The organism is Flavobacterium sp. KKT103, from assembly GCF_055640565.1.
This window is the reverse complement of the sequence record NZ_CM145766.1, coordinates 916,907-936,395: the sequence shown is the minus strand read 5'-3', so window position 1 is coordinate 936,395 and position 19,489 is coordinate 916,907. Positions and strand designations below refer to the sequence as shown.

General features: G+C 35.9%; 15 protein-coding genes. 13 read left to right on the top strand and 2 right to left on the bottom strand.

Going from position 1 to position 19,489, the window contains the following annotated elements:
• Positions 1-91: 91 nt before the first annotated feature.
• Positions 92-1,963 (bottom strand): Nramp family divalent metal transporter, encoded by a 1,872-nt coding sequence (locus tag ACZ2G0_RS04075; protein WP_470309119.1) that lies wholly within the window; start codon positions 1,961-1,963, stop codon positions 92-94.
• A 110-nt stretch (positions 1,964-2,073) separates the two neighbouring features.
• On the opposite strand from ACZ2G0_RS04075, the gene ACZ2G0_RS04070 reads away from it, so the two are divergent.
• The 7 genes from ACZ2G0_RS04070 (at position 2,074) to ACZ2G0_RS04040 (ending at position 9,012) form a co-directional block, all read left to right on the top strand.
• A complete protein-coding gene (locus ACZ2G0_RS04070) occupies positions 2,074-4,326 on the top strand; it encodes a TonB-dependent receptor (RefSeq protein ID WP_470309118.1) in 2,253 nt (750 codons plus the stop codon).
• 121 nt (positions 4,327-4,447) lie between these two features.
• Positions 4,448-4,927, top strand: coding sequence for a thioredoxin family protein (locus ACZ2G0_RS04065; RefSeq protein WP_470309117.1), 480 nt, complete (start codon positions 4,448-4,450; stop codon positions 4,925-4,927).
• A 247-nt stretch (positions 4,928-5,174) separates the two neighbouring features.
• Positions 5,175-5,564 (top strand): hypothetical protein, encoded by a 390-nt coding sequence (locus ACZ2G0_RS04060; protein WP_470309116.1) that lies wholly within the window; start codon positions 5,175-5,177, stop codon positions 5,562-5,564.
• Between the two features lie 82 nt (positions 5,565-5,646).
• The gene (locus ACZ2G0_RS04055; RefSeq protein ID WP_470309816.1) at positions 5,647-6,474 is read left to right on the top strand and encodes an HAEPLYID family protein; all 828 of its coding nucleotides are present in this window, start codon (positions 5,647-5,649) and stop codon (positions 6,472-6,474) included.
• A gap of 27 nt (positions 6,475-6,501) precedes the next feature.
• Positions 6,502-7,647: a lycopene cyclase family protein gene (locus ACZ2G0_RS04050; protein ID WP_470309115.1), complete on the top strand. Its 1,146-nt coding sequence runs from the start codon at positions 6,502-6,504 to the stop codon at positions 7,645-7,647.
• Between the two features lie 110 nt (positions 7,648-7,757).
• A complete protein-coding gene (locus ACZ2G0_RS04045; RefSeq protein ID WP_300288820.1) occupies positions 7,758-8,168 on the top strand; it encodes a BrxA/BrxB family bacilliredoxin in 411 nt (136 codons plus the stop codon).
• Between the two features lie 235 nt (positions 8,169-8,403).
• Complete coding sequence (locus ACZ2G0_RS04040) at positions 8,404-9,012, top strand: hypothetical protein (protein WP_470309114.1); 609 nt, start codon at positions 8,404-8,406, stop codon at positions 9,010-9,012.
• Between the two features lie 647 nt (positions 9,013-9,659).
• Here ACZ2G0_RS04040 and ACZ2G0_RS04035 read toward each other — a convergent pair.
• Positions 9,660-11,549, bottom strand: a complete 1,890-nt coding sequence (locus tag ACZ2G0_RS04035) for a peptidase U32 family protein (protein WP_470309113.1) — start codon at positions 11,547-11,549, stop codon at positions 9,660-9,662.
• 248 nt (positions 11,550-11,797) lie between these two features.
• On the opposite strand from ACZ2G0_RS04035, the gene ACZ2G0_RS04030 reads away from it, so the two are divergent.
• The 6 genes from ACZ2G0_RS04030 (at position 11,798) to ACZ2G0_RS04005 (ending at position 19,455) form a co-directional block, all read left to right on the top strand.
• Complete coding sequence (locus ACZ2G0_RS04030; protein WP_470309112.1) at positions 11,798-12,493, top strand: DUF6624 domain-containing protein; 696 nt, start codon at positions 11,798-11,800, stop codon at positions 12,491-12,493.
• 148 nt (positions 12,494-12,641) lie between these two features.
• A complete protein-coding gene (locus ACZ2G0_RS04025; protein WP_470309111.1) occupies positions 12,642-13,427 on the top strand; it encodes a DUF6503 family protein in 786 nt (261 codons plus the stop codon).
• A gap of 388 nt (positions 13,428-13,815) precedes the next feature.
• A complete protein-coding gene (trhO, locus tag ACZ2G0_RS04020) occupies positions 13,816-15,192 on the top strand; it encodes an oxygen-dependent tRNA uridine(34) hydroxylase TrhO (RefSeq protein WP_470309110.1) in 1,377 nt (458 codons plus the stop codon).
• Between the two features lie 180 nt (positions 15,193-15,372).
• Entirely contained in the window at positions 15,373-16,680 is a 1,308-nt protein-coding gene (locus ACZ2G0_RS04015) for a PSP1 domain-containing protein (RefSeq protein ID WP_470309109.1), read from the top strand.
• The gene (locus ACZ2G0_RS04010; RefSeq protein WP_470309108.1) at positions 16,664-17,143 is read left to right on the top strand and encodes a gliding motility lipoprotein GldH; all 480 of its coding nucleotides are present in this window, start codon (positions 16,664-16,666) and stop codon (positions 17,141-17,143) included. Before ACZ2G0_RS04015 ends, ACZ2G0_RS04010 begins: the two co-directional genes overlap by 17 nt.
• A gap of 8 nt (positions 17,144-17,151) precedes the next feature.
• Positions 17,152-19,455, top strand: a complete 2,304-nt coding sequence (locus ACZ2G0_RS04005; protein ID WP_470309107.1) for a penicillin-binding protein 1A — start codon at positions 17,152-17,154, stop codon at positions 19,453-19,455.
• Positions 19,456-19,489 lie beyond the last annotated feature (34 nt).

Genomic DNA, 19,489 nt, shown 5'->3' with positions numbered 1-19,489 from the left:
GTAGCGGCATCTCCCGCTGTAAAACAAGGTTTTTTAACCGCAGTTTTACAAAGCGGGAATATAGCGAATAGCGGGAAATAGCTCCTAATTATTAGTCTTTAACGATTAACAGTGGAATCGAAATTTTATGTCTTAATTTATCTACGGTGGTACCAAAAAGCAAGTCTTTGAAACCGGTGTGACCATGTGTTCCCATGACTAAGATATCAAAATTCCCTTTATTAACAAGCTCCGGAATCACTTTATCCGGACGGCCAAACCCCAATTGAATTTCGACTTGAAAGCCTTTCTCAGTTAACATTACTTGGTATTCTTTTAATAACTTCTCATCGACTAAGGTTTCGTGATCATCAATGTTTTCGCCGTACATCATGGCACCAACGGTTTCTACAACGTGAATTAAGGTGTACTTCGCATCCGTACCTCCAAGTTCAAAGGCACTGTTTAATGCAACCTCATCAGCATGTGAGAAATCAACAGAAACGGCGATGTTTTTCTTGGAATAACTTTCGGATTGAGAGAAACGAAGCTGTAAGCTGTGTGGCGAATGATTGTGAAAAGCATCTCGGGATTTAGTTATAAAGGGTTTAAAAACGATATACAGTAGTAAAACCAAGAAACTAAACGCCAATGGCACAACCGTGAGCCATAAAACAAGTGGATTTTCTGAATTTTCTAACCAACCTTGAATTTCGTCATACACTAATTTCCCGTTTAGCACTACGATAACTAAAGCGACAATCCAGGACGCTATTTGTGTGATTTTACCAATCTGAAAACCGTTCATTTTAGTTTTATCGCTAACGAAATGTATTAGCGGAATGATAGCGAATCCTAACTGTAAACTCAATACTACTTGGCTAAAAATCAATAATTTTCCAGTCACGCCTTCACCAAAAATAGTAATTACGATGACGGCAGGCACGATTGCAATTAATCTCGTTATGATACGACGTACCCAAGGCTGAATTCTGAGATTCAAATAGCCTTCCATTATAATTTGGCCTGCCAATGTTCCCGTTATGGTAGAACTTTGACCGGCAGCGATCAAGGCAACTGCAAATAAAATAGGTGCCCATTTAGTGCCAAGCAGTGGTTGTAAAAACTTATGCGCATCTTGAATTTCGGCTACCTCATGCATCCCAACTTTATAAAATGTAGCTGCGGCCAAAATAAGAATGGCGGCATTCACAAAGAAAGCTAGGTTTAAAGCAATTGTAGAGTCGATGAAATTGTACTTTAAGGCTTGTTTGATTCCTTCTTTGGTACGATCGAATTTTCGTGTTTGTACTAATGAAGAGTGCAGGTATAAATTGTGCGGCATAACCGTCGCACCTATAATACCAATGGCGATGTACAATGCAGCTTGGTTAGGCATCGTTGGAATAAGTCCCGTTAGCACCTGATCGATTTCAGGTTGTGCAAATATCATTTCGAAAATAAAGGAAACACCTATTACTAGGACCAAAGCAATGATAAAGGCTTCCATTTTTCGGATTCCCTTATTAATTAAAAATAGAAGCAAAAAGGTATCTAGTACGGTTATTATAACCCCGTCAATCAGTGAAATCCCAAACAGCAGGTTAAGTCCTATTGCCATACCTAGCACTTCGGCAAGGTCACAAGCGGCGATGGCAATCTCGGCTAGGAAATACAAAATATAATTAATAAAAGGCGAATAGGTTTCACGAGAAGCTTGCGCTAAATCACGCTGGGTTACAATTCCCAAACGAGCGCTTAAACTTTGCAATAGCAACGCCATTAAATTACTCATTAATAAAACCCATAATAAGGAATACCCAAACTGGCTTCCACCGGCTAAATCAGTAGCCCAGTTTCCGGGATCCATATAACCCACACTAATTAAGTAAGCGGGACCAAAAAAGGCTAATATCTTTTTAAATATCGACTTTTTATTCTCTGTCGAAACCGACTCATGTACTTCTTCTAATGATTTTCCCATTACGATATGCTAACTATTTGAGCCAAATATAATTATATTTTTTTGTTATCTAAAATAAAATTTTTAGATTTGTCTAAATTTATATTTAAACAATAACTAAACACTTCCTTGTGAAAAAAATTATACTTGGTATTATCCTTATTAGCACGACCTTTTGTTTTGGACAAGCGACTTTAAAAGGAAAAGTATCTGCTGAGGGCTTACCGTTGGCACAAGCCAATATTTTGATTAAAAAAGCCAATAAATCAATAGTTACAGATGATGAAGGCAACTATTTATTAAAAAACGTAACGGCCGGAGATTATGAAATTGCAGTTTCCTACACGGGTTTTAGAACCGAGAAAAGGAGCATTACGCTTATTGATAGCACGGAAACCACCCTTGATTTTACGTTGCGGGAGAACAACACGCTAGACGAGATCGTAATCACTGGAACATTAAAACCGGTTAGTCGCTTAGAAAGCCCTGCGCCTGTTGAAGTATACAAACCAACGTTTTTCAAGAAAAACCCAACGTCCAATATATTTGAGGCTTTGCAAAATGTAAATGGTGTGCGTCCGCAACTCAACTGTAATGTTTGTAATACGGGAGACATTCACATTAACGGTCTTGAAGGTCCGTATACCCTGGTGTTGATTGACGGAATGCCAATTGTAAGTGGATTGTCAACCGTGTACGGACTGTCAGGAATACCGAATTCACTTTTAGAACGCATCGAGATTGTGAAAGGTCCGGCCTCATCGCTTTACGGTAGTGAAGCGGTAGGTGGATTGATCAATATTATTACCAAAAATCCAACTAATGCTCCCGTGTTTTCAGCCGATTCGTTTATAACAGATTATGGCGAACTCAATTTAGATCTAGGTTTTAAAGGAAATATAGGCAAGACTGCATCAGTGTTAACAGGTGTGAATTATTTTAATTACAGCAATCCTGTTGACAACAACAACGATAATTTTACGGATTTGACTTTACAAGACCGCATTTCGGTTTTTCAAAAGTGGAATTTTAATCGAAAGAGTAACAAGCAACTATCAGTAGCCGGACGCTTTTTTTATGAAGACCGCTGGGGTGGTGAATTGCAGTGGAATAAAAGCTTTCGAGGAGGCGACCAAGTATATGGAGAAAGTATTTATACCAAACGATGGGAGTTATTAGGTGCCTACGAATTACCAACAGTAGAAAAAATGTTGTTTTCGTTCTCTTATACGGATCACGACCAAAACTCGGTTTACGGAGACATTCCGTATCTAGCCCAACAGCGCATTGGTTTTGGACAATTGACTTGGGATAAAAAAATAAGTAATCACGATTTGCTTTTTGGAACTGCTTTACGCTACCAATACTACAATGATAATACCCCTGCAACAATAACCGAAGATGTAAACTGGATTCCGAGTTTGTTTGTTCAAGACGAAATTGCTTTTAACGACAACCATAAAATATTGCTAGGTGCCCGTTACGATTACAACGACAATCATGGAAGTATATTTACTCCTAGGTTTGCTTATAAATGGAAAATCAATGATAACAATATATTGCGCTTCAATACCGGAACAGGTTTTAGAATCGTGAATCTTTTTACCGAAGAACACGCCGCACTAACAGGGTCGAGAGACGTTATTGTTCTTGAAACCTTAAAACCAGAACGTTCTATTAACGCCAATATTAATTATCTAAAAAAGATTTACACTAGCAACGGAAACTTCATTGGTCTAGAAACCTCAGCCTGGTACACTCGTTTTAGTAATTCGATCATCCCCGATTATGATACCAATCCAAACCAAATTATCTATCGGAATTTAGACGGAAAAGCAGTCACTAAAGGAATTAGCACTAATATTGACTTTGTTTTTAATAATGGATTAAAAATGATTCTGGGTGCTACTTATATGGATGTTTCCAAAACAGAAAATGGCATCACTACTAACCAAATACTAACCGAAAAATTCTCGGCTACTTGGGCGATTTCGTACCGCATCAATACAATATTTCTTGATGTTGATTATACCGGAAATATCTACGGCCCAATGCGTTTGCCATTATTGGGAGACTTAGATCCAAGACGGGAATATTCGCCTACATGGAGTATTCAAAATATTCAGTTTACCTTTAACAAACTCAAAAATATTGAAATTTACGGCGGTGTAAAAAACCTATTGAACTGGACACCTAACAGAGGGAATCCATTTATTATCGCAAGAGCAAACGATCCATTTGACCGAAATGTACAATTTGACGGAAATGGAAATGTCCAAGCTACGCCAGATAACCCTTATGCTTTAAGCTTTGATCCCTCTTATGTGTATGGACCCAATCAAGGCATACGTGGATTTTTTGGATTGCGTTATACTTTGAAATAATTGTTTACTTATCTAGTTCAATAATTTTTAAAACATATAAGTCATTTAAGTTTACTTATTTGATGCACAATTGAAGGGATCGTACTTAAAATTAACCGTTTATAAAAACATCAGATCGCATATGCTTTACTTCTATACTAAAAAAACTGCGCTTACATTTTTGTTTCTGTTGACCGTTATCACTTCTGGTTTTGCGCAATTAAAGAGGTATACTTTTGCGGAAGCAGAGCAATTATCAAAACAGAACCCAAAACCTATTGCGGTTTTCGTCCATACCTCATGGTGTACCTATTGCAAGCTTATGGAAAACAGTACGTTTAAAAACAAAGAGGTCGTTGCGGCCTTGAATACTAATTTTTACTTCGTGTCCTTTGACGCCGAGACTAAGGAGCCAATTACCTATCAAGGCCACAGCTTTTACTTTAAGCCTAACGGAACCAATACCGGAATTCATGAGTTGGCAACAGCACTGGCTACCATAGATAATCAAGTTGTTTACCCAACTTTAACCATTTTAGGAACAGATCAATCGATACTATTTCAGCAGCATTCGGTTATTCGCGCTCAGGAAATGCTACCGATACTTCAAAAGCTTAAATAATTACTTGTTTTTAAAATACCTTAGGTTTCACATTATAAAAATCATCATCAATACTATTGAGACACTATAAACAACAAATTATAAGAGCCTAACACCCTTTTCTAATGCAGAATACGGCACTATCGGTAAAAAAATAATTTAATTAAAACGATTACAACAAATTGTATTTTTAACTTTCCTTTAAATATCTGCTCTTATATTTCTGTTATTTTTGTTGCAGTATTCAAATTTCATAAGAAAAACTGAAATGATTGCCTTGATTAGAAAAAGTACATACGTACGTTATTTTTGGACAGTAATTGGAATATATATATTGAACATATCTGTAGATGTTACAGATAACTTTTGTATTAATAAAACAGAAAGGATAGCTCTAAATAATCAGGAAAGCATCATCGAGATATTAGTTGAAAAGGTACTTGGATATGAAAATGCAATCACTGAAAAAGACAGTCCTGATACTGAAAAAGGCTTTACATTAAAAAAATTCAAATCTCTCGAGTTTATTGTAAATAATCCTCAAGATTCATCTACTTCATTTTTATCTACAATTTCTTCTCAAAAGCATCATAAGTTTCTTAGCTCGAATATTAAAGAGACATTTATAGGCATAACCTACCCACCACCGGAATTGTAATTTTAATTATTTTAAGTCTTTGTATACCAACAAAGAAATTTAATCACTAACAAAAATTACAACAATGAAAAAAACAATTTACATGGTTTTCTTTTTCATGCTTGTTTTTGTATGCTCTAATGCGCAAGATAATCAAGAAAAAGATAGCCTTTACATCGCGGAAACAGAACAAAAAATAATACCAACTAAAAACTTACATGCTGAACCATTATTTATAGATTTAATTAGAGATCTAGGTGCTCGAAAAGGGGAACAGGAATGGAACATTGGATTTGGAATCACGGACAATAAAAACTTCGATAGTTACAACGCTTTAGTTGAATACGAATTTGCACCAGTTGATAGATTAGGTTTTGAAATTGAGCTACCTTTTTCATTTTACTATCCAATTGAAAAAGATACCCAAGCACCCAGAAGTCAATTAAACAGTTTAAAACTGGCGGGGCAGTATACTTTTTTAGTGGCTGAAAAATCTAAAATATCTCTAGCGCTTGGCTATATACACGAATTTGAATTAAATACACCCAAAAATTTTAGTACCGAGACTATTTTCAGAGGGAATGTATATAATCCGTTTTTTGTAGCGGCCAAACGATGGGGGCAAAATTTCCATACCTTATTGTATTCAGGACCCTTAATTGAGCATCATTTTAAGGATAATTTTAGAAGCACTTCGTGGCAGATAAACTCCAATTTTCATTACATGATCAGCGGGACACGCGATTTTATTGGTATCGAATTTAACAAGGAGCTTAGCCACTCTAATTTTGAAATGACCATAAGGCCTCAAATGAGAGTTGGTGTGACTGAAAATGTACTAATAGGCATCGTCACCGGAATCCCTATAAGTCGTGAGACCGAAAGATTTAGTACGTTTTTACGATTGATATATGAACCAAAACACAAATAAAAGTATCTTTGATTGGAAACAACAACAATGAAACACTACGATTACATTTTTACTGGCTCCGGTTTAGCCGCTTTGATGACAACCTACAAAATGGTGCTGTCAGGAAAATTCAAAAACAAAACTATTTTGCTATTGGATGAAAACAGTAAAAAAACGAATGATCGTACCTGGTGTTTTTGGTCGAAAGAAAAATCCATTTGGGAACCAATCATCTCTAAAAAATGGGATTCGGCTTTGTTCGCTGATGAAAACTATCGTCGTGATTTGACGCTACAACCCTACCAATACAACCGCGTTTTAGGATTGGATTTTTACAATTATGTGTTTAATACCTTATCAAAAGAAAACAACATTACTTTTTTAAACGAAAAAGTAACCGACATTAACGAGCTAGAAAACCATGTGTATGTTGCAACGAACAAAGCAGAATTCACCTGTTCCACCGTTTTTAATAGTATTTACAGCAAGGCTGCCGCCGAAACACAAACTAAGTTTCCCGTTTTACAACAACACTTCATTGGGTGGTTTGTAAAAACAGAGGAAGCCGTTTTTAATCCAGCCCAGGCTACATTCATGGATTTCTCGGTTGCCCAAAAAGGGAACACACGCTTTATGTATGTACTACCTACTTCCCCAACCGAAGCGTTACTCGAGTACACCTTGTTTTCACATGACCTTTTGGCGAAAGCCGAATATGAAAATGCCATCAAAGAATACCTCGAGAAATTAGGAGTTACTAACTATGAAATCATCGAAAAAGAGCAAGGAAGTATCCCCATGACCTGCTACCCTTTTTGGAAAAAAAACACGCAAAAAGTATTGAATATTGGAACCGCTGGAGGTTGGACCAAAGCAAGCACAGGCTACACTTTTAAAAACTCCGACAAATACTCAACGCGATTGGTGGCATTCCTAGAACAAGGTAAAAACGTGCAACAGTTTCATCGCAAAACAAAGTTTTGGTTTTATGATTTGTTACTTTTAGATATCCTTGATCGAAAAAACGAATTGGGTTCTAGTATCTTCTCGGCAATGTTTAAAAAAGGAGGTCCGGCGGTAATTTTTAAGTTTTTAGATGAAGAAACATCATTTTTAGAAGACCTAAACGTAATTATACGCTGTCCAAAATGGCTTTTTATAAAGGCATTGTTTCATTCTAAACGGTACTTTTAAACAGTACAGCAGTTATCGAACTATAACAAAACTTTATAATCCAAAATAAGTAATTGAGTAGATTCTTTGTAACTTTGTCCTTTCAAAATTAATATTTAAAATATAACGATATGTATCCACAAGACATGGTACTCCCAATGCAAGCTGAATTAACAACTGCAGGGTTTCAAGATTTACATACTGCTCAAGAAGTAGAAAACGCAATAAAAGCAGAAGGAACAACATTAGTAGTAGTAAACTCGGTTTGTGGTTGTGCAGCAAGAAACGCACGTCCAGGAGCTAAAATGAGTTTAGATGGTGCTAAAAAACCAGATCATTTAATTACTGTTTTTGCAGGAGTTGATAAAGAAGCGGTTGATGCAGCAAGACAACAAATGTTCCCTTTTCCTCCATCATCACCATCTATGGCGTTGTTCAAAAACGGAGAATTAGTACACATGTTAGAGCGTCACCACATTGAAGGTCGTCCAGCTGAAATGATCGCTGAGAACCTACAAGACGCTTACAACGAGCACTGTTAAAACTTTTATTTAAAAGTAAAGAACACAAAATTTATTTACCGCAAATTCGCAGATTATCCCTGTGAGTTTGCGGTTTTTTTGGAGCTATTTCCAGCTATTCGTTACAATCTTTTTAGTCGCTAAAAAACGCTCCTAAAAAGGATTTTCACTGCTATCTGGGCTAAGGATACTACATATAGGAAAAATAAGTATATTTGATTTACATTACTAACAATATACCTATCAGTAAATAAAAATGAAACTTAGCGACATCATACAAAAAATTATTCCATTTGGGTATACATACTTAGTAGTTCTTGGAATAATGAAAGAGAGCATTTACTATTACCAAGTGGGAATAAATATTTTGAAATATTCAAACATCATGGATATTTTAATCAGTCCAATTGCTGATCTGACTTCAACACCACTTCTTCTTATAGCGGTCATAATACTTATTTCTTTATTTTTATTAATAGGTTTATATATTTCCAAAAACTTTCATAAAGATAGTATCAAAGCAAAAGTGAATTCTAAAAAACCTTTAGCTGATATAACCGAAGAAGAAGTAAAAACATATTACAGCAAGGTTTTTATTGGAATGATCGCAGTTAATTTGTTATGCTTTTTTGTAGGAATAGGCTGGGGAGAAGGTAGTAAAGTGGCAAAAAAAATTTCCAACAATGAATTAACGTATAATTATAAAATGACCTTTGGCGATGACCAAACAAAAGAAATATATTTAATTGGCTCAAACAGCTCTAATTATTTTTATGTAGAAAAAGGAAATAAAAATATAACAATATCTCCTGTAGGATCAATAAAATCTCTAGAAATAACTAAAAATAAAAGACTGAATAAGTAATCAGTGAGTAACGAAAAATGGTACAAACTAGTTTAATTCATCCTGCACCATAGCAAATCAAACCACAAAATAAAAACATGTTAGAAAAACTATATTCAAACAAGACTGAAAAAGAATTAAAATCGTTCCTGAATATATATGCTGCAATTTTGATTGTATCCATCGTGCTCCCAATACTATTTAGTAGCATTAGTTATTTCATAAGTGGAAAAATACATTTAACAAGTTTTAAACTTCTTATTGTTGTAATTCCTTGGAGCTTATACAATGCCGTTTACTTGAAAAACAGAGTTAAAATAAATAATAAATTTTAAAATTCTATCTGGTATAGTCTAACCATCAAAACTAAAAATTATCATTCTGACTAAGGAAGAATCCAAACAACAGAAGCAACAAAAAGAGATTGCTGCGCCAAATCACTAGCGCTCGGGTTTTCGCCCCCAGAAAAACAAACTAAACGCATAAAAGCGCAACCAAAACACTACCTTGATATTTGTCATTCTGACGAAGTAAGAATCCAAACAACAGAAGCAACAAAAAGAGATTGCTCCATCCTCATAAAAACAAAAAAACCACAACATTGCTGCTGTGGTTTGCCTATAATATACTTGTTTTCAAATCATTTTATAGTTCAAAAACGCTATCAACTACCGTTTCTTCACATAATCCAATTGTTCATCCTGATCTACAATTTCAAATTCGGCATCTTTTTCCCAAATTTCCATTTCACAAGGCTTGCAATTGAATTTTAACTTATACTCGTTATCGCCATGCTTTAAAGTCAACGGCTCTACAACCTTTTCTCCCATTGTTGCTCTTTGAAAACGAGCACATTTTCCTAATTCGTACTTCACGCAGTACTTGGTAGTCATGACACGAGCTTTTCCAGGATCCCATTGCAATTCGAATGCTTTTTCAATCTCGGTTACACCATGTCTTTTATAAAAAGCACGAGCTAATTTATTAGAAACGTTAAAGGTGAAATCTAATTTTTCAGTTGGATACGGAATATCTGATTTGGTGATTTGAAACTCCTCTCTATGGTAGTCTTTTATTCGAATATCTATCAATTGCTCTAGTGCAGTTCTTCGAACCTCATTTACTTTCGAGATCGGTAAGAACCAGTTGCTTTCGAATTCAACTTGAATATCATCTACAATAAAAGGCGTGTTACCTACTTTAGCTAAATTTTTACTGATATTAGGAATAACTGATTCTTCACTTTTCGCAACTTCTTTTTCAGTGACTAACGAAGCAACGCTCTTATGTCCGTCTTCATCAACTACGGTAAGCTCAAATCCGGTTGGTGTTTCCGAAAAACGAAGACTAACTCCAATTTTACGAACTGCTGCATTTTCTTTTTCAACAATGCGATTGAACTCGGCATCAGAATTACGATAAATCACCGTTCCAACAGCAATATTTTTAAACGAATTAGGAACGACAATATCATTAACAATAATATTTATTTGTACTCCATCAGCAACACCTTCCTCGTTTATAAAATACAATCCGTCACCGTTGTTCAAAAGCTCATGATTTTCGATCACGTATCCATTCGCTTTTATCTCCGTAACGGCACCAATATATTGTCCTTGTGACTTTGGGCTTTCCCAATTCCCTATTTTTTCTTTTCGTTGATTAACGAAATAATCGGTGTATCCGCGGTTAAAACTTCGGTCCATTTCAGGTTCAAAGTTATAAAAGGTTCTTCCTGAAGATGCTTTTTGGAAACTATCATTGTTTTCTAGAAAAGCATCTAATTTTTTACGTAGAAACGAAGTGTTGTTTTTTACGTAAACAATGTCTTTTAAGCGTCCTTCGATTTTAAAAGAAGTAATTCCTGCTTCGATTAAACTAGGCAGTTGATTACTTAAATCTAAATCTTTTATGGAAAGTAAGTGGCTTTCGGTCAACAAAGTGGTTCCGTTTCCATCAATCAAATTATAAGGTAAACGGCAGTTTTGAGCACATGATCCACGGTTGGCACTGCGTTCTCCACCTGCAATACTCATGTAGCAGTTCCCGCTAAAGGAAACACATAGTGCTCCAGAAACAAAAAACTCTAATTCTACATCAGTAGCAGCGGCGATATCTCTTACTTGGTCAAGGTTTAGCTCTCTTGCAAGTACTACACGCTGCATTCCAATATCCTTTAAAAACTTGACGTGATTTGGTTCACGATTATTCGCCTGGGTACTCGCATGAATAACAATTGGTGGTAAATCCATTTCCATAATTGCCATATCTTGCACTATTAGTGCATCGACTCCAATGGCATACAATTGATGAATTAATTTTCGGCAAGGCTCCAATTCATTGTCATACAAAATGGTGTTGATTACAACGAAAACCTGTGCTTTAAACAAGTGAGCATATTTTACCATTTCGGCAATATCCTCAACAGAGTTTGTAGCATTAGTACGAGCACCAAACAAAGGTGCTCCAATATAAACCGCATCCGCACCAGCGTTGATCGCGGCAATTCCTTGTACTAAATTTTTAGCGGGAGCAAGAATTTCTACTTTCTTTTTCATATTCAAAGTTCTTCAATTCCCTAATTATTGGAATTAAAGTGCAAAAGTATAAAATACTTCTCAAACTAATAGGGTTTTAGATTGATTAAGCGCCACTATGATAAAACACGCACCATAAAGCATTTACACATTCATTTCTAACCCAAAACAGACAGGCTACTGATGCCGGTTGCCCTAAACTGCGTTAATTATTTTATAAACTACCGCAATTCGCTTGGACTTGTTTTAAAAACTAATAATTTTATAAAATGAAAAAAAAGATCCTTATCCTTTCTGTTTTAGCAACCGTTAGTTTTTCTTGTGTGATTAACAAAAACAATTCCAATGATTTGAATAAAAACGAACTAGAACATAAAATTACAATGGAACTAGAATCAATTTTAGTTAAAGATCAAGGAATACGTGAACTTCTAAACAATAGTATAACTCCAGAAAGAAAAGCACAATTAATTGCCGAAATGAAAATCACAGCAAATGATTTAGAAGGCAATAAAAGGTTCAATTTAATGAAGCAAATTGATAGTACCAATTTAAAAACTGTAGAATCTATTATTGCTGCAAATGGGTATCCAAGCAAACTAATTAATGGCGAAAAGGCCAACAAAGCGGTCTTTTATGTCCTACAACATTCACAAAAAGTAGATCAATATCTTCCACTGATTAGAAAAGCTGTTAAAAACGGTGACTTAACCGCCGTTTCATTAGCTCTTATGGAAGATCGAAACATGATGTATAAAGGAATTGAGCAGAAATACGGAACCCAAATAAAGGGTATGGCAAATAAAGAAGGTAAGTGGATTTATTTTATATGGCCAATTAAAAATGCTGAATCTGTAAATATCAGAAGGCAAAAAGCAGGTTTCAAACAAACAATCGAGGAATATGCTAAGGAGATGGACGTCGAATTCAAACTCTATAAAATGAATGAAATAGACGAATTATAACTACTATTTCCCTGTTACCGTTCGAATCCTATCTCCTCATTTTTTTTAAAAAACAGAATTGGCAATCTATCAACTTCTCCAAAGTTAAACTTTACACAAAAATCAGCATCTGTTTTTGGTTCCCTACAAAAAACAATATTTTTATAAAATGAAAAAATCGATACTTACACTTTGCGTTTTAGCGGCCGTTATTATTTCTTGTAATTCTAAAAAAGAAAATCAGGACGACATTGTTAAAAAAGAAACTACCGAAATGGCTAAACCGCTCTCAAAAGCAGATTCGATTGTAAATCTTGCGATTGAAGCGCATGGTGGTGATTTATACGCTAAAGCCGATTATTCATTTACTTTTAGAGATAAAAAATACCGTTTTAAAAATGACGCCAACAATTACGAATATTCATCTGAAGTACAAAAAGGGGATTCACTAGTAAAAGATGTACTGATCAACAATGATTTTAGTCGTTTTATCAACTCAAAGAAGCTGAATTTAAGTCGAGAAGAGGCTGCAAAATACGGCGAATCGTTAAACTCCGTTATTTATTTTGCTACACTACCTTACAAATTACAGGATGCATCTGTAAACAAAGAGTTTATTGAGGAAACGACAATAAAAGGGATGAGTTATGATGTGATTAAAGTAACCTTTGGTCAAAACGGCGGTGGAAAAGATTTTGATGACGAGTACCACTATTGGATCAATAAAGCCACTCATAAAATTGATTATTTAGCTTATAACTACCAAGTTAATGGTGGTGGCGCCCGATTTAGAGCGGCATTCAACACCCGAGTAGTTGATGGAGTAACTTTTCAAGATTACATCAATTATGAAGCTCCACTAAAAACTCCTTTAAAAGATTTAGCAGCTTTATACGAACATGGAAAACTAAAAGAAGCTTCTAAAATCCTGACTGAAAACGTGGTTCGTAATTAAAAACTAAAAAAATAGCTTATTAGCAGTAGTCGTCGAAAGTAGCCCAGATAGCAGCGGCATCCTCTTGTGGTAGCGATAGCGAACACAAGAGATAGAGCGGATAGCTGGAAGTAGCTCCTGAAAAATACCGCAAATTCGCAAATTAAAAATCTTTAAGGAATTACTTTACTCTGAAACTCTGACGCTCTGAAACTCTGACGCTCCCAAAAAAGACTTACCAGCTTTATACGAACAAGGAAAACTAAAAGAAGCTCCTGAAAAATACCGCAAATTCGCAAATTAAAAATCTTTAAGGAATTACTTTACTTTGAAACTCTGCTACTTTGAAACTCTGCTACTTTTCCCTACTTTTGCAAAAATAATTTTTTACACTTAAACCGTTTATAGCATGCAACTGTATAACACTTTAAGCGCAGAAGAAAGAGCCATCATGATTGATGATGCGGGAAAACAGAGACTTACTTTGTCGTTCTATGCTTATGCGCAAATTCAAGATCCAACACAATTTCGTAACGATTTATTCCGCGCTTGGGACCCGCTAGTGGTTCTTGGTCGAATTTATGTAGCCAAAGAGGGAATTAACGCTCAGTTATCACTTCCGGCAGATAATTTCTATGCTTTTAAAGATACAATCGAAGCCTACGATTTTATGAAAGATATTCGACTGAATATTGCGGTGGAACATGACGATCACTCGTTCTTGAAACTGACGATTAAAGTACGTGACAAAATTGTTGCCGATGGTTTGAATGACGATACTTTTGATGTGACCAACATTGGCGTGCACTTGAAAGCGAAGGAATTCAACACTATTCTAGACGACCCCAATACGATTGTAGTTGATTTTAGAAATCACTACGAGAGTGAAATAGGCTATTTTAAAGGGGCTATCACTCCTGATGTGGATACTTTTAGAGAATCATTGCCAATTATCAACGAACAACTAAAAGATTTTAAAGAAGACAAAAACTTGGTTATGTATTGCACCGGAGGAATTCGTTGTGAAAAGGCTTCGGCTTATTTTAAACACCAAGGTTTTAAAAATGTATACCAACTGGAAGGCGGAATTATTAATTACGCCAAACAAATCAAGGAGGAGAATTTAGAGAGTAAGTTTATTGGTAAAAACTTTGTGTTTGACCACCGCTTAGGCGAAAGAATCACGGACGATATCGTATCCCAATGCCACCAATGTGGTAAACCTTGTGATGTACATACCAATTGCATTAACGAAGGCTGTCATTTATTGTTTATTCAGTGTGAAGACTGCGCTCAAGCGATGCAAGGATGCTGTTCACAAGACTGCGTAGACGTGATTCACTTACCAGAAGAGGAGCAAAAAGCGATTCGTCGTGGCGTGAAAAACGGGAATAAAATCTTCAAAAAAGGAAAATCAGATGTGTTGACTTTTAAAAATAGAGAAGCCAACCTTGATCCGTTAGCATCAGTTCCTAATTTGGTGGACTTAACCAAATCGAAAGCTTTGGCTAAAAAAGCACCAAAAATCAAAAAACAGTACATTGGTAGTGGTACTCATTTTTATCCAAAACCAAGCATTGGTCAGTTCTCTATCGAAGAAAACGAAATCAAAGTAGGAGACACGATTATGATTAAAGGAATGACTACTGGTGAACAACAATTAGTCATTACTGAAATGCAAGTAAATGACGTAAAGGCTGATAAGGCAGTTGCAGGAGATGTTTGTACGTTTCAATTACCATTTAGAATTCGGTTATCAGATAAGTTATATAAAGTTTTAGATTAAATTTAAAATCTTAAGATGTAAAATGCCTATTTCAATTCATTGTAATAGGCATTTTTTATTTAAAAGTTTAAATATGAGGCCATCCTAAGTTTTGCAACTTTCGGTTAAAAAATACTATCTTTACGGATTAAACGTTTTAAGAACATAAGTTGTGCTAGTCACAACACTATATATAAAATTATGGCATGTACAAGTTGTTCAACTTCTGATGGTGGCGCACCTAAGGGTTGTAAAAATAATGGGACTTGCGGCACCGATAGCTGCAATAAATTAACGGTTTTTGATTGGCTTTCGAATATGAGTTTACCTAACGGCGAAGCTCCGTTTGACTGTGTTGAAGTTCGTTTTAAAAACGGAAGAAAAGAATTTTACCGAAATTCCGAAAAGCTTACGTTATCCATGGGAGATATTGTTGCGACAGTCGCTTCACCTGGACATGACATTGGAATTGTAACCCTAACCGGAGAGTTAGTTCGCATCCAAATGAAGAAAAAAGGAGTGAATCCGACAAGCAATGAAGTAGCAAAAATTTACCGAAAAGCATCCCAAAAAGACATTGACATTTGGTCAGCAGCGAGAGAGAAAGAAGAGCCAATGAAAGTGCGTGCTCGTGAATTAGCAATCGCACACAAACTGGAAATGAAGATATCTGATATTGAATTTCAAGGTGATGGATCGAAAGCTACTTTTTACTACACCGCTAATGATCGTGTCGATTTTAGAATGTTAATTAAAGATTTTGCTAAGGAATTCAGCACAAGAGTAGAGATGAAACAAGTAGGTTTCCGTCAGGAAGCAGCTCGTTTAGGCGGAATTGGATCTTGCGGTCGCGAATTATGTTGTTCTACTTGGTTAACTGATTTCAGAAGTGTAAACACCTCTGCAGCGCGTTACCAACAATTGTCTTTAAACCCTCAAAAGTTAGCGGGACAATGTGGTAAACTAAAATGTTGTTTGAACTATGAACTAGATACTTACTTAGATGCGTTGAAAGGTTTTCCTGATTTTGAAACTAAATTAGTGACCGAAAAAGGAGATGCTATTTGTCAAAAACAAGATATTTTTAAAGGATTAATGTGGTTCGCTTACACTAATAATTTTGCTAACTGGCATGTGCTTAAAATCGACAAAGTACAAGAAATCATTGCCGAGAATAAGTTAAAGAAAAAGGTATCTGCACTGGAGGATTACGCTATTGAAATCATTCAAGAGGTCGAAAAAGACTTTAATAATGCAATGGGACAAGAAAGTTTGACTCGTTTTGACCAACCTAAGAAAAGCAAACGAAACAATAAAAAACCTAAAAAGTCTGGCGAAAATGTTATTGTAGCCAACGCTAAAAAACCTTCAGTTAACAAAATTGTTCCTAATAATAAAAAATCAGGGAACAGAAAACCTAACAACCCAAACGATAAAAAACCAGCTGCTACAGAGCCTGCAGCAGTAAGAAAACCTATAATTATTAAAAAAAATGAGACTAAAAAATAGTGTTTTAGTTTTTTTGATAGCGATTACTCTTTTTTCATGTGATAAAAAAAGAGTTTTTGATGAATACAAATCAGTGGGCGATGCTTGGCACAAAGACAGTGTGGTAAGCTTCAACTTGCCCGATTTAGATTCTACAAAACGTTACGATCTTTTTATAAACGTTAGAGACAATAACAACTATCCTTATAACAACTTATTCTTGATTGTTTCCTTAGAATTACCCAACGGTTTTACCAAAGTAGACACTTTAGAATACCAAATGGCCGACCCTGATGGCAACCTCCTAGGTGATGGATTCTCTGACATAAAAGAAAGTAAATTGTTTTATAAAGAAAATGTACGATTTAGAGGAAAATACAAAGTAAACATCAAGCAGGCAGTAAGAGAAAGCGGCAAAGTTCCCGGCGTTACTAGCTTAGAAGGTATTACGGATGTAGGTTTACGAATTGAAAAAAAAGACTAGAATAAAATATGGCTACGAAAAAAAATAACAATCAAGGCAATACCCAAAAAGATTTTGCACATTACACCAAGACTTTTTGGAAATTTTTCTCCTATGGTATGGGGGGTATCATCGTTTTTTTCCTATTTGCCTCATGGGGACTTTTAGGATCTATGCCTTCTTTTGAAGACCTAGAAAATCCAGATTCTAACTTAGCGACAGAGGTAATATCATCTGATAACGTAGTTATTGGGAAATTCTTTAGAGAAAACAGGTCTCAACTAAAATACTCGGATCTCCCTAAAAACTTAGTCGATGCTTTAGTGGCTACTGAGGACGAAAGATTTTACGAGCATTCAGGTATTGATGGTCGCGGAACGCTAAGAGCGATCGCTAGCCTTGGAACAAGTGGAGGAGCAAGTACGTTAACGCAACAATTAGCCAAGCAATTGTTTCACGGTGAAGGTTCTAAGTTCTTACCCTTTAGAATTATTCAAAAAGCCAAAGAATGGATTATTGCTATTCGACTAGAAAGACAATACACTAAAAATGAAATCCTTGCGATGTACTGCAACGTATACGACTTTGGAAACTATTCAGTTGGTGTTAGCTCTGCGGCACAAACTTATTTTTCTAAAACACCTAAGGAACTAACGGTTGATGAATCAGCTATTTTGGTAGGTATGTTTAAGAACTCCGGTTTATACAATCCTGTTCGTAATCCGCAAGGAGTTAAAAATCGTCGAAATGTCGTTTTAGCGCAAATGCAAAAATCTAAAATGATCAGCGAAGAGCAAAAATTAAAATTACAAGCCTTACCAATTGCCTTAAAATTCAAGCTAGAAAGCCACCGTGAAGGTACCGCAACTTACTTTAGAGAATACCTGCGTGACTATATGAAAAAATGGGCCGAAGAAAATAAAAAACCAGATGGCTCTGATTACGATATTTACAAGGATGGTTTAAAAATCTACACTACGATCGACTCTAGAATGCAGTTGCATGCTGAGGAAGCGGTAAAAGCACACATTGCCAACTTGCAAGAAGAGTTTTTTATTCAATCTAAAACCAATAAAAATGCTCCTTTTGTTAATATTTCAGATGCTGAAACCCAACGCATTTTGAAACAAGCCATGAAATCCTCGAATCGTTGGAACGTAATGAAAGGCATGGACAAAACAGATGAAGAAATCATAGCTTCATTCAACCAAAAAGTAAAAATGACCGTTTTTACCTGGAAAGGTGAAAAAGATACGACTATGACTCCAATGGATTCCATTCGCTATTACAAATCCTTTTTACAATCAGGTTTAATGGCCATGGAACCACAAACTGGGAATATCAAAGCATGGGTTGGTGGAATCAACTACAAATACTTTCAATACGACCACGTAGGACAAGGAGCGAGACAAGTAGGATCTACTTTCAAGCCCTTTGTTTACGCAACTGCTATTGAGCAGTTGAACATGTCGCCTTGTGACTCCATCATTGATGCGCCATTTACCATGCCAGCAGGACGTCACCACGCCACTGAGGCTTGGACACCAAGAAACTCTGACAACCAATACCGCGGAATGGTGACTTTAAAAAAAGCATTGGCGAACTCAATCAATACCGTTTCGGCCAAACTAATGGATAAAGTAGGACCTGAAGCCGTAGTAAAACTGACCAATAAACTAGGAATAAAATCTGATATACCTCTTCAAGCCTCGATAGCACTTGGAGCAGTAGATATTACAGTTGAAGATATGGTTGCTGCTTACAGCACTTTTGCCAATCAAGGAGTGTACACTAAACCTCAATTTTTAAACAGAATCGAAGATAAAAGCGGTGTGGTAATTTACGAGCCAATTCCAGAATCGCATGATGTTTTAAATAAAGATATCGCCTTTGCAGTCATCAAATTACTTGAAGGAGTTACTGAAGGAGGTTCGGGTTCAAGGCTACGAACTGAATATGGTGGAAGCGGTGATAATAGATGGACCGGTTACCCGTATATGTTCAAAAACCCAATTGCAGGTAAAACGGGTACAACTCAAAACCAGTCCGATGGTTGGTTTATGGGAATGGTCCCAAATCTAGTTACAGGTGTTTGGGTAGGTTGTGAGGATCGTTCCGCACGATTTAAAACAATTACCTACGGACAAGGAGCAACTGCAGCCTTACCTATTTGGGGTTATTTCATGAAGTTGTGTTACGCAGACTCTGAATTAAAAGTTTCAAAGGAGAATTTCGAAAGACCCGCAAATCTATCTATTAAAGTAGACTGCTATACTGCGCCTAAAGTAAAAGACACTACCGAAGTTCAAAATACAGATGAGTTTGAATTTTAATACTAGTTTCTAGGAGCTTTTTCCAGCACTACGC

Coding starts and splice junctions, on each gene's coding strand:
- ACZ2G0_RS04050 (WP_470309115.1), top strand. CDS start 6,502: ATGAAACACTACGATTACATTTTTACTGGCTCCGGTTTAGCCGCTTTG.
- ACZ2G0_RS04005 (WP_470309107.1), top strand. CDS start 17,152: ATGGCTACGAAAAAAAATAACAATCAAGGCAATACCCAAAAAGATTTT.
- ACZ2G0_RS04045 (WP_300288820.1), top strand. CDS start 7,758: ATGTATCCACAAGACATGGTACTCCCAATGCAAGCTGAATTAACAACT.
- ACZ2G0_RS04010 (WP_470309108.1), top strand. CDS start 16,664: ATGAGACTAAAAAATAGTGTTTTAGTTTTTTTGATAGCGATTACTCTT.
- ACZ2G0_RS04055 (WP_470309816.1), top strand. CDS start 5,647: ATGGTTTTCTTTTTCATGCTTGTTTTTGTATGCTCTAATGCGCAAGAT.
- ACZ2G0_RS04060 (WP_470309116.1), top strand. CDS start 5,175: ATGATTGCCTTGATTAGAAAAAGTACATACGTACGTTATTTTTGGACA.
- ACZ2G0_RS04015 (WP_470309109.1), top strand. CDS start 15,373: ATGGCATGTACAAGTTGTTCAACTTCTGATGGTGGCGCACCTAAGGGT.
- ACZ2G0_RS04075 (WP_470309119.1), bottom strand. CDS start 1,963: ATGGGAAAATCATTAGAAGAAGTACATGAGTCGGTTTCGACAGAGAAT.
- ACZ2G0_RS04035 (WP_470309113.1), bottom strand. CDS start 11,549: ATGAAAAAGAAAGTAGAAATTCTTGCTCCCGCTAAAAATTTAGTACAA.
- ACZ2G0_RS04030 (WP_470309112.1), top strand. CDS start 11,798: ATGAAAAAAAAGATCCTTATCCTTTCTGTTTTAGCAACCGTTAGTTTT.
- ACZ2G0_RS04065 (WP_470309117.1), top strand. CDS start 4,448: ATGCTTTACTTCTATACTAAAAAAACTGCGCTTACATTTTTGTTTCTG.
- ACZ2G0_RS04040 (WP_470309114.1), top strand. CDS start 8,404: ATGAAACTTAGCGACATCATACAAAAAATTATTCCATTTGGGTATACA.
- ACZ2G0_RS04025 (WP_470309111.1), top strand. CDS start 12,642: ATGAAAAAATCGATACTTACACTTTGCGTTTTAGCGGCCGTTATTATT.
- trhO (WP_470309110.1), top strand. CDS start 13,816: ATGCAACTGTATAACACTTTAAGCGCAGAAGAAAGAGCCATCATGATT.